This is a genomic window from Bradyrhizobium sp. 22, from assembly GCF_000482425.1.
Taxonomy (GTDB): domain Bacteria; phylum Pseudomonadota; class Alphaproteobacteria; order Rhizobiales; family Xanthobacteraceae; genus Bradyrhizobium; species Bradyrhizobium japonicum_B.
The window spans coordinates 4,230,774-4,243,123 of sequence record NZ_KI519399.1; the positions used below are offsets into that span (position 1 = coordinate 4,230,774).

Annotated in this window: 13 protein-coding genes; 7 read left to right on the plus strand and 6 right to left on the minus strand. The window is 66.3% G+C overall.

The genetic code is table 11. The features are described from left to right. Window positions 1-8: 8 nt before the first annotated feature. A complete protein-coding gene (locus tag K410_RS0121590; protein ID WP_028136803.1) occupies window positions 9-1,163 on the minus strand; it encodes an autotransporter outer membrane beta-barrel domain-containing protein in 1,155 nt (384 codons plus the stop codon). 377 nt (window positions 1,164-1,540) lie between these two features. On the opposite strand from K410_RS0121590, the gene K410_RS0121595 reads away from it, so the two are divergent. Next, window positions 1,541-1,747: a cold-shock protein gene (locus K410_RS0121595; RefSeq protein ID WP_018645416.1), complete on the plus strand. Its 207-nt coding sequence runs from the start codon at window positions 1,541-1,543 to the stop codon at window positions 1,745-1,747. A gap of 91 nt (window positions 1,748-1,838) precedes the next feature. Here the strand turns inward: K410_RS0121595 and purN are convergent, their stop codons facing one another. Continuing rightward, a complete protein-coding gene (purN, locus tag K410_RS0121600; RefSeq protein ID WP_028136804.1) occupies window positions 1,839-2,492 on the minus strand; it encodes a phosphoribosylglycinamide formyltransferase in 654 nt (217 codons plus the stop codon). Then, window positions 2,492-3,565: a phosphoribosylformylglycinamidine cyclo-ligase gene (purM, locus tag K410_RS0121605; protein ID WP_028136805.1), complete on the minus strand. Its 1,074-nt coding sequence runs from the start codon at window positions 3,563-3,565 to the stop codon at window positions 2,492-2,494. Before purM ends, purN begins: the two co-directional genes overlap by 1 nt. A 157-nt stretch (window positions 3,566-3,722) precedes the next feature. Between purM and K410_RS0121610 the strand changes: the two genes are divergently transcribed. The 4 genes from K410_RS0121610 (at window position 3,723) to ppx (ending at window position 8,926) form a co-directional block, all read left to right on the plus strand. Then, window positions 3,723-4,265, plus strand: coding sequence for a CDP-alcohol phosphatidyltransferase family protein (locus K410_RS0121610; RefSeq protein ID WP_028136806.1), 543 nt, complete (start codon window positions 3,723-3,725; stop codon window positions 4,263-4,265). A 124-nt stretch (window positions 4,266-4,389) separates the two neighbouring features. Continuing rightward, window positions 4,390-5,067: a P-loop NTPase family protein gene (locus K410_RS0121615; RefSeq protein ID WP_028136807.1), complete on the plus strand. Its 678-nt coding sequence runs from the start codon at window positions 4,390-4,392 to the stop codon at window positions 5,065-5,067. Between the two features lie 148 nt (window positions 5,068-5,215). Further along, a complete protein-coding gene (locus K410_RS0121620) occupies window positions 5,216-7,408 on the plus strand; it encodes an RNA degradosome polyphosphate kinase (protein ID WP_028136808.1) in 2,193 nt (730 codons plus the stop codon). 15 nt (window positions 7,409-7,423) lie between these two features. Next, a complete protein-coding gene (gene ppx / locus K410_RS0121625) occupies window positions 7,424-8,926 on the plus strand; it encodes an exopolyphosphatase (protein ID WP_028136809.1) in 1,503 nt (500 codons plus the stop codon). A gap of 17 nt (window positions 8,927-8,943) precedes the next feature. Here ppx and K410_RS37110 read toward each other — a convergent pair whose 3' ends face one another. The 3 genes from K410_RS37110 to K410_RS0121640 are packed head-to-tail and all read right to left on the minus strand — an operon-like array spanning window position 8,944 to window position 11,290. Further along, window positions 8,944-10,341, minus strand: coding sequence for a sensor histidine kinase (locus tag K410_RS37110; RefSeq protein WP_049820151.1), 1,398 nt, complete (start codon window positions 10,339-10,341; stop codon window positions 8,944-8,946). Continuing rightward, on the minus strand, window positions 10,338-11,003 hold the full coding sequence (locus K410_RS0121635) for a response regulator transcription factor (RefSeq protein ID WP_028136810.1): 666 nt from the start codon (window positions 11,001-11,003) through the stop codon (window positions 10,338-10,340). The genes K410_RS37110 and K410_RS0121635 overlap by 4 nt, the downstream gene beginning before the upstream one ends. Then, on the minus strand, window positions 11,003-11,290 hold the full coding sequence (locus K410_RS0121640; RefSeq protein WP_028136811.1) for a PepSY domain-containing protein: 288 nt from the start codon (window positions 11,288-11,290) through the stop codon (window positions 11,003-11,005). The genes K410_RS0121635 and K410_RS0121640 overlap by 1 nt, the downstream gene beginning before the upstream one ends. A gap of 171 nt (window positions 11,291-11,461) precedes the next feature. Between K410_RS0121640 and K410_RS0121645 the strand changes: the two genes are divergently transcribed. Both K410_RS0121645 and K410_RS0121650 read left to right on the plus strand, forming a co-directional pair. Continuing rightward, entirely contained in the window at window positions 11,462-11,737 is a 276-nt protein-coding gene (locus K410_RS0121645) for a PepSY domain-containing protein (RefSeq protein ID WP_028136812.1), read from the plus strand. 11 nt (window positions 11,738-11,748) lie between these two features. Beyond that, a complete protein-coding gene (locus K410_RS0121650) occupies window positions 11,749-12,312 on the plus strand; it encodes a cytochrome b/b6 domain-containing protein (protein WP_028136813.1) in 564 nt (187 codons plus the stop codon). Window positions 12,313-12,350 lie beyond the last annotated feature (38 nt).

The window sequence follows — 12,350 nt, forward strand, 5'->3', positions numbered from 1 at the left end:
GCCTAAGCTCACCATTTGTACTCGAAGCCGACGGTGCCCTGGTGGGAGGTCAGCTCGTTGCGAAACTTGCCGTCGTAGTTGACGTAGAGCCGCGCCACGCTGGTCAGGCTGAGCGAAGCCGAGGCGCCGGCATCCGCGCCATAGCGGCTCTCCCCGATGCCGGGAACGACGATGCTCTGGGTTCCCAGGCTGACCTGGATCGAGCCGAGATCCTGGTGGAAATTGTCGACGAACTTGCCGTAGGCGGACAGGTCGAGGATCTTCTGATCGATGATGAAGTAGCGGCCGATCTCGGCCCCGATCATGACGCGTGCGCGCGCGAGCGCCGTCGAGCCGACGTTGAGCGGATCGAGACCGCCGGTCTCCTGGAACGCCGCGCTGGTGGCGCGCACATATTCCAGCGCCCCCTTTGGCACGACACGCATCTGGTCTTGGGTCCAGTAATAGCTGATCTCGGTCAGCGCGCCGTCGATCGCGGCGCTATAACCCGCGGTGGCAAAGCCGAGACCCGTGTCGCGGCTGGAGCGGACCTTGCCGAAGCCGTGCACCACGGCGAAGGCCCAGGTCCATGGGCCCTTGTCGACCGAGCCGCTGAAACCGATTTGCGTCAGGTCGAGCGTTGCCGACTGCAGCGCCAGTGGCACGTCGACGTCGGTGTGGCTCTGGTCGACGGAGAAGCCGAGATTGACACCCGGCGCAACGCGCGCGCCAAAGCCGGCGACGCCGCCAACCGTCTTGCGCTTGTCGCCGACGAAGTCGCCCTGCGCGTCGGTGCGCACCGAGATGCCGTAGCCCTCGACCCAGGTGCGGTAGCGCGGATCTTCCGCAGCTGCCGATGCGCCGCCGCCGCCGGGATTGGTCCGCAACGCCCGGTCGAAACCGCCCGAGGCCTGGTTGCCGAGCCGCTCGAGGAAGCTGGAGCCGAGATTGAGCGCACCGTTGCGGACCGACTGGTCGTAATTGGTCGATGTCGGCGTCGGGATCGGGGTCGGTGACGGCGTGGGCGTCGGTGTCGGGGTTGGCGTTGGGCTTTGCGCCAGGACCGGCGATATGGCCGACATCATCACGACGATCGCAAACACCACGATTGCGGCCGCGACCCTGCCGACGCGGCCCCGCCCGATCGTCCGACGTGTCCCGGAGGGCTGCGATGTGCAGCACATGACGACAAATCCCGAAAGCCAAAGGCGGCGCGCAAAATGCAACACGCGCGGCGCACGCAAGCCGCGATTTGGGCCGAACTGCTCCGGAGGGTCAACCGCTTAGCATGCCGGCACGCAGGCTATTGCCTCGATTGTGGTTCCGCAGCCACAGGTCGGAAATTGCAGATCGGCCCGGCCTGCCCGCCCTTGAAATTCGCGCTCTGCTTGCTAACGCGCGATTTTCGTGTTGCAATATCGGACACAATCGGAATTGGCCGCTCGACTGTGCGTTTCGCGACATTGCGCCTCAAGACTCGAACAGACTTCGGAAGCCCGTTTGTGGCGTGGCACGCGAAAAGCGGCCGCGTCTTTTTTGTATCTAGTGGAGGAGACTAGCGATGCCGCAAAAGGGCACCGTCAAATGGTTCAACCCGACCAAGGGCTATGGGTTCATCAAGCCGAACGGTGGCGACAAGGATGTGTTCGTTCACATCTCCGCCGTCGAGCGCGCCGGACTCTCGACCCTCAACGAAAACCAAGTGGTTGAATACGACCTCGTGGAGAACCGCGGCAAAGCATCCGCGGAGAACCTCAAGGTCTCCTGATGTCTCTCGGCGTGGAGCGCGAGAGACCATGACGTGGCCCCCCGGCTCTGCCGGGGGATTTTGTTTGGGGCGCGCGCAGCGAGAAGTCGCTTCAGCTCACCACCGGCGCGACCAGGAAATTCTCCGACGGCCCGCTTCCATCCGTCCTGCACACATCGCCCTCGATCCGGACCTTGCCGGTCGCGAGCAGCCGCAGCGCTTCGGGATAGATGCGGTGCTCGACCTCGAGGATGCGCTCCGACAGCGTATCCCCGGTATCGTGATCGCTGACAGGCACCGCGCCCTGCATCACGATCGGACCGGCATCGGTCTCGGGGATCACGAAGTGCACGGTCGCGCCCGACAGCTTGACGCCGGCGCGCAAGGCCTGGCCGTGCGGATCGAGGCCGGGGAAGGACGGCAGCAGCGAGGGATGGATGTTCAGCATCCGCCCGTACCAGGCTTTGGTGAACTCGGCCGTGAACAGGCGCATGAAGCCGCCCAGGCAAATCAGCTCGATGCCGTGCTGATCGAGCGCGGCCTGCAGCACCTTCTCGAAGCCGGCGCGGTCCTTGCCGAACGGCTTGCTCTCGATCACCAGCGTCTTAACGCCGGCCGCCTTGGCCCGCTCCAGCCCGGGCGCATCGGCCTTGTTGGAAATGACGAGCGAGATCTCCGCCGGGAAATCCGCCGAGCTTGCTGCCCTGATCAGCGCGGCCATGTTGGAGCCGCGGCCGGAGATCAGGATGGCGACGCGGCGCTTCATCACAGCGCCAGATCGAGATGGCCGTTATAGACGACGCGGTGCTCGCCCTCGGCCGGGATCACGGTGCCGAGCTGCGCCACAGTCTCGCCGGCGTCGGTGAAGACCTCGATCACCTGGTCGACCTTGTCGGGCTCGACGATCGCGATCATGCCGATGCCGCAATTGAAGGTTCGCAGCATTTCCAGCTCGGCAATGCCGGCCTGCGCCGCCAGCCATTTGAACACCGGCAGCACCGGCAGGCGCGCGAGGTCGATGCCGACGCCGAGGTGCGGCGGCAGCACGCGCGGAATGTTGTCGGTGAAGCCGCCGCCGGTGATGTGGGCGAGCCCCTTCACCGCGCCGGTCTCGCGGATCGCGCGCAGGCAGGACTTGACGTAGAGCCGGGTCGGCGTCAGCAGCGCGCCGCCGAGCGTCATCACGGGTGCGAACGGCGCCTGCGCCGCGAAGCCCAGGCCGGATTGTTCCACGATCTTGCGCACCAGCGAAAAGCCGTTGGAATGCACGCCCGACGAGGCAAGGCCGATCACGGCGTCGCCCGCCGCGATGTCCTTGCGCGGCAGCAGCGTGCCCCGCTCCGCAGCGCCGACGGCAAAGCCGCCGAGATCGTAATCGCCGTCCTTGTACAGACCCGGCATCTCGGCGGTCTCGCCCCCGATCAGGGCGCAGCCGGATTCGCGGCAGCCTTCCGCGACGCCCGCGACGATCGAAGCCGTGGCCTCCGGGTCGAGCTTGCCGCAGGCGAAATAATCCAGGAAGAACAGCGGTTCGGCGCCCTGCACCACGAGATCGTTGACGCTCATGGCGACGAGGTCGATGCCGATCCCGCCGTGCAGCCCGGTCTCGATCGCGATCTTGACCTTGGTGCCGACGCCATCGGTCGCAGCCACGAGGACGGGGTCCTTGAAACCGGCCGCCTTGAGGTCGAACAGGCCGCCGAAGCCGCCGATCTCGGCATCGGCCCCCGGCCGCGCCGTGGCGCGCACCATCGGCTTGATCAGATCGACCAGGCGGTTGCCCGCATCGATATCGACGCCTGAATCGGCGTAAGTGAGGCCGTTTTTGCGGTCGGTCATGCCCGATGTCCAGTGGGGTTGCGGCTGGTTACGTCGAATTCCGGGGACACGCAATGGCTCGCATGGCGCACCGCCATATACTATGTAGAGATATCAACCGGTTCAGCCTCCCGAGGGGCCGGATTTCGAGGTAGACCGGGTGCCGGGAAGCGCTTTCGTGAGTATTCCGAACATCATTACGCTGGGCCGCATCATGCTGGTCCCGATCATCGTCTGGGCCATCGTGTCGAGCCAAATGGAGGTCGCGTTCGCCGTCTTCCTGATCGCCGGTATCAGCGACGCCGTGGACGGCTTCCTGGCCAAGCGTTTCAACATGACGAGCGAGCTTGGGGCCCTGCTCGACCCGCTCGCGGACAAGGCCCTGCTGGTCTCGATCTACATGGCGCTGGGGATCTGGGGTGCGATTCCGCGCTGGATCGTGATCCTGGTGGTCTCTCGCGACATCATGATCGTCGCCGCCGTGATCATATCCTGGCTGTTTGACCGGCCTGTCGAGATGAAGCCGTCGAAAGTGTCCAAGCTCAACACCGTTGCCCAAGTGGCGTTCGCCGCCCTGGTGCTGGCGGCACTTGCCTTCGGCTTCAAGCCGGCTCCTTATGATATCATCCTGATGGGCCTCGTCACGGTCTTCACGCTCTCGTCGGTGTCGCTCTATCTCGTCGGGTGGCTGCGGCACATGAGCACGATCGAGGCCAAGTGAGAGCGGACGACAAGTGAGAGCGGACCAGGTGAAAGCGGAAGCAGCCCCGCAAAAGGCCAATTCCGCTCCATCAAATCGCATTCTCTTCAAACGGGCCGGCGCGCCGGCATGGAGCAAAGCAAGCGTGGCAGGCCGCGTCCATCCCCGACAATTGGCGTTTACGCTTCCGCATGCGGAGAGCGTCAGCCGGGACAATTTCCTCGAGGGTCCCGCCAACGCGGCCGGCTTGGCCCTGATCGACAGCTGGCCGGAATGGCCGAACCGGATCATGTGGCTCGCCGGCCCCGAAGGCAGCGGCAAGAGCCACCTCGCCGCGATCTGGGCCGACATTTCAGGCGCCCGCTCGGCTGCCGCCAACGTCCTGACGGCCGCCGGCGTTCCGGGCGCGCTCGCCACCGGCGCCCTGGTGGTCGAGGATCTCCGGGCGGGAGATTTCGACGAACGCGCCCTCTTCCACCTGATGAACCTTGCCCGCGAGGACGGCGCCTACGTGCTCTTCACCGGGCGCGAGGTGCCGGCCGCGCTCGAGATCGAGCTTCGCGACCTGCGCTCGCGCCTGCGCGCCGTGCCTGTTGTCACGCTGCTGCCCCCGGACGACCAGCTCTTCCGCGGCCTGATCTTGAAATTCTGTGCCGACCGCCAGCTCAATGTGGACGAGAGCGTGGTCGGCTATCTCGCCACCCGCCTGGAGCGGTCCTCGGCCGCCGCCCGCCAAGCCGTGGAACTGCTCGACAGCGAGGCCCTCCGGCTCGGCCGCCCCGTGACCAGGGCACTGGCCGCCGAGCTGCTGCGGGACGCCTGACCCGCTCGCCCGGGAGCCGCGGAGCCCGCTTGACGCAGCGAAGCGGCGGAACATCAATGTCATCGAAACGTCATCGCTGTAACACATGCTCCCGCGGGTTTTGCGCATAGATCGCAAAGTGAGGCGAGACAGGATGGACCGACTTCTGATGGATTCTGCGCAAGCTGTTGAAATAAAAGAGAAAGTTCAGGAAGCCGAGGGCCTGCCGGCGATCGCGGCCAGCCCCGAACGATTCATCAATCGCGAACTCTCCTGGCTGCATTTCAACCGCCGCGTCCTGGAGGAATCCGTCAATGCCAGCCACCCCGTGCTGGAGCGGGTGCGATTCCTGTCGATTTCGGCGAATAACCTCGACGAATTCTTCATGGTCCGCGTCGCCGGCATCAAGGCCCAGGTGCGCGAGGGCATTGCCGAACGCAGCCCCGACGGCCTGACGCCGTCCGAGCAGCTCGCGCTGATCAACCGCACCGTGTCCGAGCTTGCCTCCGACCAGCAGGCGATCTGGCGCGACCTGCGCAGCACGCTGGCCGATGTCGGCATCGTGCTGGTCGACGGCAAGGATGTCAGCAAGGCGGAACGGACCTGGATCGAGGACTATTTCCTCAACAACGTGTTCCCGCTGCTGACGCCGCTGGCGATCGACCCTGCGCATCCCTTCCCGTTCATCCCGAGCCTCGGCTTCACCATCGCGCTCCAGCTCACGCGCGCCGCCGACGGCAAGCAGATGAACGCGCTGATCCGCATGCCCGGCAAGATCGACCGCTTCATCCGCCTGCCGGCCGACGGCAAAATCGTTCGCCTGATCTCGCTCGAGCAGGCAACCGCCCTGTTCATCAACCGCCTGTTCCCCGGCTACAACCTGCACGGCCAGGGCGCCTTCCGGATCATCCGCGACTCCGAGCTCGAAATCGAGGAAGAGGCGGAAGACCTCGTCCGCCTGTTCGAGACGGCGCTCAAGCGCCGCCGCCGCGGGTCGGTGATCCGGCTCGAGATCGACGCCAAGATGCCGGAGCAGTTGCGCAGCTTCGTTCAGCACGCACTCTCGGCCGCCGACGACGAGGTCTTCCTGGTCGACGGCGTGCAGGCGATGAACGAGCTCTCGCAGCTCACCCGCCTCGATCGCCCCGATCTCGAATTCACCCCTTACGTGCCGCGCCACCCCGAGCGTGTGCGCGAGCACGGCGGCGACATCTTTGCCGCGATCCGGCAAAAGGACCTCGTCGTCCATCACCCCTACGAATCCTTCGACGTCGTGGTGCAGTTCCTGCAGCAGGCCGCACGCGACCCCGACGTCGTCGCGATCAAGCAGACGCTCTACCGCACCTCCAACAACTCGCCGATCGTGCGCACGCTCGCCGAAGCCGCCGAGGCCGGCAAGTCCGTCACGGCGCTGATTGAGCTGAAGGCGCGCTTCGACGAGGAGGCCAACATCCGCTGGGCCCGCGACCTCGAACGCGCCGGCGTGCAGGTCGTCTACGGCTTCCTCGAGCTGAAGACGCACGCGAAGCTCTCGATGGTGGTGCGCCGCGAGGGCGGCAGCCTCACCACCTATGTTCATACCGGCACCGGCAATTATCACCCGGTCACCGCGCGCATCTACACCGACCTCTCCTACTTCACCTCGGATCCGACCATCGGCCGCGATGCCGCGCGCGTGTTCAACTTCATCACCGGCTACGCCGCGCCGAGCGATCTGGAAAAGATGGCGGTGTCGCCGCTCACCCTGCGCAAGCGCATCATCGAGCACATCCAGGGCGAGACCGCGCATGCGCGGCACGGCCGGCACGGCGCGGTCTGGATGAAGATGAATGCGCTGGTCGACCCCGACATCATCGACGCGCTCTACGAGGCCTCGCAGGCGGGCGTGCAGGTCGAGCTCGTGGTGCGCGGCATCTGTTGCCTGCGCCCCGGCATTCCCGGCCTGTCCGAGAATATCCGCGTCAAGTCGATCATCGGCCGCTTCCTGGAACACGGCCGAATCTACTGCTTCGGCATGGGCCAGGGCCTGCCGAGCGCCAAAGCGGCTGTGTATATCTCCTCCGCCGACATGATGCCGCGCAACCTCGACCGCCGCGTCGAGGTGCTGTGCCCGCTGCAAAATCCGACGGTTCATCAGCAGGTTCTCGAACAGATCATGGTCGCCAACCTGAAAGACAACGAGCAGAGCTGGCAGTTGTTGCCGGATGGGTCCTCAACGCGTATGAAGACCGCGAAAGGCGAGGAGCCTTTCAACGTCCACAACTACTTCATGACAAATCCGAGTCTGTCTGGCCGTGGAAAGTCGCTCAAGGAATCCTCGCCGCGTCGTCTCACGCGCCGGAACGAACGCCATCAATCCTGATCGGGGATTTCCGACGTGAAGCGGCCGCGCAAGCGCGGCTCGAGCGTCGCGGTCATCGACATCGGCTCCAACTCGGTCCGTCTCGTCGTCTACGAGGCGCTGGCGCGGAGCCTCATTCCGATCTTCAACGAGAAGACGCTGTGCGGTCTTGGGCGCGAGGTGCAGAGCACCGGCCTGCTCGCCCCCGACGCCGTCGACAAGGCGCTGACCTCGCTCAAGCGCTTTCGCGCCCTGTGCCGCGTGATGCAGGTCGGGCGCGTGTTCGCGATCGCGACCGCGGCCTGCCGCGACGCCTCGAACGGTGCCGACTTCATCGCCAAGGCCGAGCGCATCTGCGCCGTGGACATCGAGATCCTGTCGGGCCCGCGCGAGGCGCGGCTGTCGGCGCTCGGCGTGATCTCCGGCATCCATCATCCCGACGGCATCGTCGGCGACCTCGGCGGCGGCTCGCTCGAACTGATCGACGTGCGCAAGAACAGCGTGCGCAGCGGCGTGACGCTGCCGCTCGGCGGGCTTGCGCTGCAGGATCTCGCGCACAAATCGCTCAAGCGCGCCGACCGCATCGTGCGCGAGGAGCTCGACGAGGTGCCGCAGCTCACGGCGGGCCGCGGCCGCACCTTCTACGCGGTCGGCGGCACCTGGCGCGCGCTCGCGCGCATTCACATCATCCAGAGCGGCTATCCGCTCCAGGTGATGCACGGCTATTCGCTGTCCGCGGCGGAAGCGCTCGACTTCTCCCGCAGGCTGCGCCGCCTGGTGGCCGCGAACATGCTCGCCGACATCGAGAGCGTCGCCGACGCGCGCCGCCCGCTCCTCACCTACGCGGCACTGGTGCTTGAGCACATCATCCGGGTCGCGAAGCCCAAGACCATCGTGTTCTCGACCTTCGGCGTGCGCGAGGGCCTGCTGCACGAGAAGCTGGCGGAGGCGGAACGTAACAAGGACGGCCTGATCTGCGCCGCGGAGGAGCTGAACCAGCTGCTGTCGCGCTCGGCCAAGCACGCCCACGAGCTGATCGCCTGGACCGATCGCCTCGTGCGCGTAGTCAAGCTGCGTGAAACCGAGGAGGACCGACGGCTGCGCCATACCGCCTGCCTCTTGTCCGACATCGGCTGGCGCGTGCATCCGGATCACCGCGGCGAGCAGACGCTGAGCCTCGTCGTCAACGGCAATTTCGGCGCGATCACCCACACCGAGCGCGCCTTCGTCGGCCTGTCGGTGTTCTATCGCTATGCGGGGCTCAGCGAAGAAAATCAGCCGCCGGTCACCACGCAGGAGCTGCTGACGCCGGCGCAGCTCGAACGCGCGCGTCTGTTGGGCGCTGCGTTCCGCGTCGCGCATCTGATCTCGGCGGCGCGCCCGGGTGTCTTGCCCGCCACGCATTTCCGCAGCCAGGGACGTAAATTGATGCTGGTGTTCGAGCACCGCCTCGGCGACCTCGTCGCCGACCGCGTCGGTAGCCGCTTCCGCCAGCTCGCCCGCCTGATCGGCCGCACCGGATCGATCGTGCGGCGCTGACGAACCGCAACAATGCGTCAAGCGAGCGGCTGGGTTCTGCGATCAGCAACAGCGATCCGGTCGCCGCTCCCCTCCGGCGCGATGACGGCTTTCAATCCACCGAGTTCGGACTCCGCAAGAATCAGCTGCCATCCGTAGGCATTGAGCACGTCCTGAACGATCGCGAGGCCGAGGCCGGCCCCTTCGCCACGCTGGTCCAGCCTGACGCCGCGCTCGAGCACGCGTGAACGCTCGGCGGGCGCGATGCCCGGACCATCATCCTCGACCGTGATCGCCGGTTTCGCCGCATCCGCGCCGATGCGCACCTCGCTCTTGGCGTGACGGGCGGCGTTCTCCAGGAGATTGCCCAGCACTTCCGCCAGATCAGTGCGATCGAGCGGCACGCTCGGCTCGCCCGTCATGCAGATCTTGAAGTCGAGCCGCTGTGCCGCAGGCGTTCGCGCCAAGGTCATGATCAGGGACTGCACGAGCGGTCTGAGCGGCGTGGAAATGCCGCCGCGCAGGCGTGCCGTTCCCCTCGCCCGCGCACGCGCCAGCTCGCGGTCGACGTGACGGCTCATTGTCTCGCCGACGGCTTCGATCGCCTGCGCGACCTCCTGCTCGCCGCGCTGACGCAAGAGCGCGACATCGGCCGCGAGTGCGGCAAGCGGCGTCTTCAGCCCGTGCGCCAGGTCGGCGGCGCGGCGGCGCGACCGCTCGATTTCGCCTTCCTGGGCGTCGATCAGGCTGTTGACCTCCTCCACCAACGGCTTGACCTCCGTTGGGACCTCGACGGGGAGATGCTTGCGCTGCCCGGAGCGAACGTCGGCGACGCCGCGGCGAAGTGCGTCGAGCGGACGAAGGCCCAGGCCGACCTGGATCGAGGTGGCCGCCGCCAGCACCAGCCCCAGCACGCCAAGCGCCAGCGTCAGGTCCCTGGCGAAATGCGAGGCGGCGGCCGACACGCGAGCGAGATCGGCCGCCACCGCGACGCGCACGGGCGCCCGGCGGTCGCCCAAGGTGAGCAGCACGCGGCGTTCACTGACCAGGAGCTGTGCGTTTGCAGGTCCAGGGATGACGTGACGGTGCAACTCGCCAGGCGACGGCTCATCCCGCGGCAGGTCCAACGCCGTGTCCCACAGCGAACGTGAACGCAAAACCTGACCGCCATCGTCCGATACCTGCCAGTACAAACCCGAAAGAGGGTCGTCAAAACGAGGATCGGCGGGCGGCCGGCCCACCACCAGCCTGCCCTGCGCGTCGGCGTCGATACCCGCGACGAGTTGCTTCAGATAGACGTCGAGGTCGTCGCCGATGGTGCGCGCGACATGGCGTTCGAACAGCAACGTCAGCCCGGCGCCGGCTATCGTCAGCGCGATCAGGATGGCACCGAGTCCGCCCGCGACCAGCCGCAGCCGCAGCGAGCCCCAGCTCATGGCGTCGTCTCCGGCACCAGATAGCCGAAGCCGCGCCGGGTCTCGATCAGGTCTGCTCCGAGCTTCTTGCGCACGCGGCCGATCAGCACTTCGAGCGCATTCGACTCGTGGTCCTCGCCGTGACCATAGACGTTTTCCTCGAGCTCCTGCTGCGACACCACGCGGCCGCGATGGTGCAGCAGAAAGGCGATCAGACGGTATTCCAACGGCGACAACGCGACGGGTACGCCGCGCAGCGTCACCTTCATCTGGCGCTCGTCGAGTTCGACTTCGCCGGCGGTAATCCGTGGGGAGGCATGCCCTGCCGAGCGGCGCACGATCGAGCGCAGCCGTGCCAGCAATTCCTCCATTCGGAACGGCTTGGGCAGGTAATCATCCGCGCCCGCGTCGATGCCATCGACGCGCTCGGCCCAGCTGCCGCGCGCCGTCAGGATCAGCACCGGCATCGATCGCCCATTCGCGCGCCAGCGCTTGAGCACGGCCAGACCGTCCATGCCGGGCAGGCCGAGATCGAGCACGATCGCGCCGTAATCCTCGGTATCACCGCGAAACCAGGCCTCCTCGCCGTTGCCGACGGTCTCGACGACGTATCCGGCCGCGCGGAGCGCCCTTCCCACATCGGCCGCGATCCGTCGGTCGTCCTCCACGAGCAGCAGGCGCATCACTTCTCCTTGATGCGTTCGATCTCGCCGCTGCGCGCGTCCACGTACGCTTCGTAGAGCCGGCCCTTGTCGTCGACGAGGCGAAACTCATAGATCCAGCGGCCGCGCTCACGCTCTATCTCGACCCCGGCTACCTCGCCCGGCAGCTTGCCACGGAGCGCGGCGAGAATGTCGGCGAGTGACTTGATCTCACCCGCCTCGACTGCGCGGCGAACCGCGTCGGGCGCGCCTTTGTCGCGGTCGCCTGCGGCCGCAGGCAACGGCGCGAGCAGGAATCCTGCCAGCAGCGGCACCACGAGAGATTCCAGGAAGCGCGAGGATTGCATTGGCAGAGAATGCCCCAATCAACCTGACAAATTGCTGACGTGGATCAACAGGCGGCCGTCAGGGCTGATCTGGCAATGTCCGCCCATCGCCTCGCCGCATGACGCGGCCGGGCGCCACAACCGGAGAGAACCATGCGCAAGATCACCATCATCGGCGCCGCCGCCGCCATGCTCGCAGCCACCGCGACCGCTCACGCCGGCAGCCTCGGGCGTCCCTGCACTGCGGCGCCGCAGGCCAGCTGGCTGTCGATCGAGCAATTGCAGGCCAAGATCGAAGGCCAGGGCTACAAGGTCCAGAAGGCCAAGCTCAAGAACGCCTGTGGCGAGCTCTACACGATCGACAAGTCCGGCAGCCGGGTCGAATTGTTCGTCGATCCGACCAGCGGCCAGATCGTCGGTCGGCTGTAAGAGGCCGGACCATGAGCGCCATTCATGATACGGTCGTAGCCGGCGGCGCCAAGCCGCCGGCTACGGTGAAGGTCTGGGACCCTTTCGTGCGCGTGTTCCATTGGTCGCTGGCCGGGCTGTTTCTGCTCGCTTATGCGACCGGGGACGAGATCGAAAAAATCCACATTACTGCCGGCTACGCCATTGCCGGGTTGCTTGTGCTCCGGATCGTCTGGGGCTTCGTGGGACCGCGCCATGCGCGCTTCAGCGACTTCGTGCGCTCGCCGCGCGCGGTGCTCGCCTATATGCGCGACGTGGCGCTGCTCAGGGCGCCACGCTATCTCGGCCACAATCCTGCCGGCGGCGCGATGGTCGTGGCACTGATCGTCATGCTGATCGGCACCTGCACCACCGGTTACATGATGACGACCGACAGCTTCTGGGGAGCGAAATGGGTGGAGGAGGTCCATGAGACGTTCGCCAACCTCACGATCGGTCTCGTGGTCGTCCATGTGCTTGGCGTGCTGCTGGCAAGCTTCGAGCACCGCGAAAGCCTGGTGACGGCGATGATCACGGGAAGGAAGCGTTCGTCATGAGCGAGGTCGGTTGGCCTGATGGCCCCCTTTCCGAACGG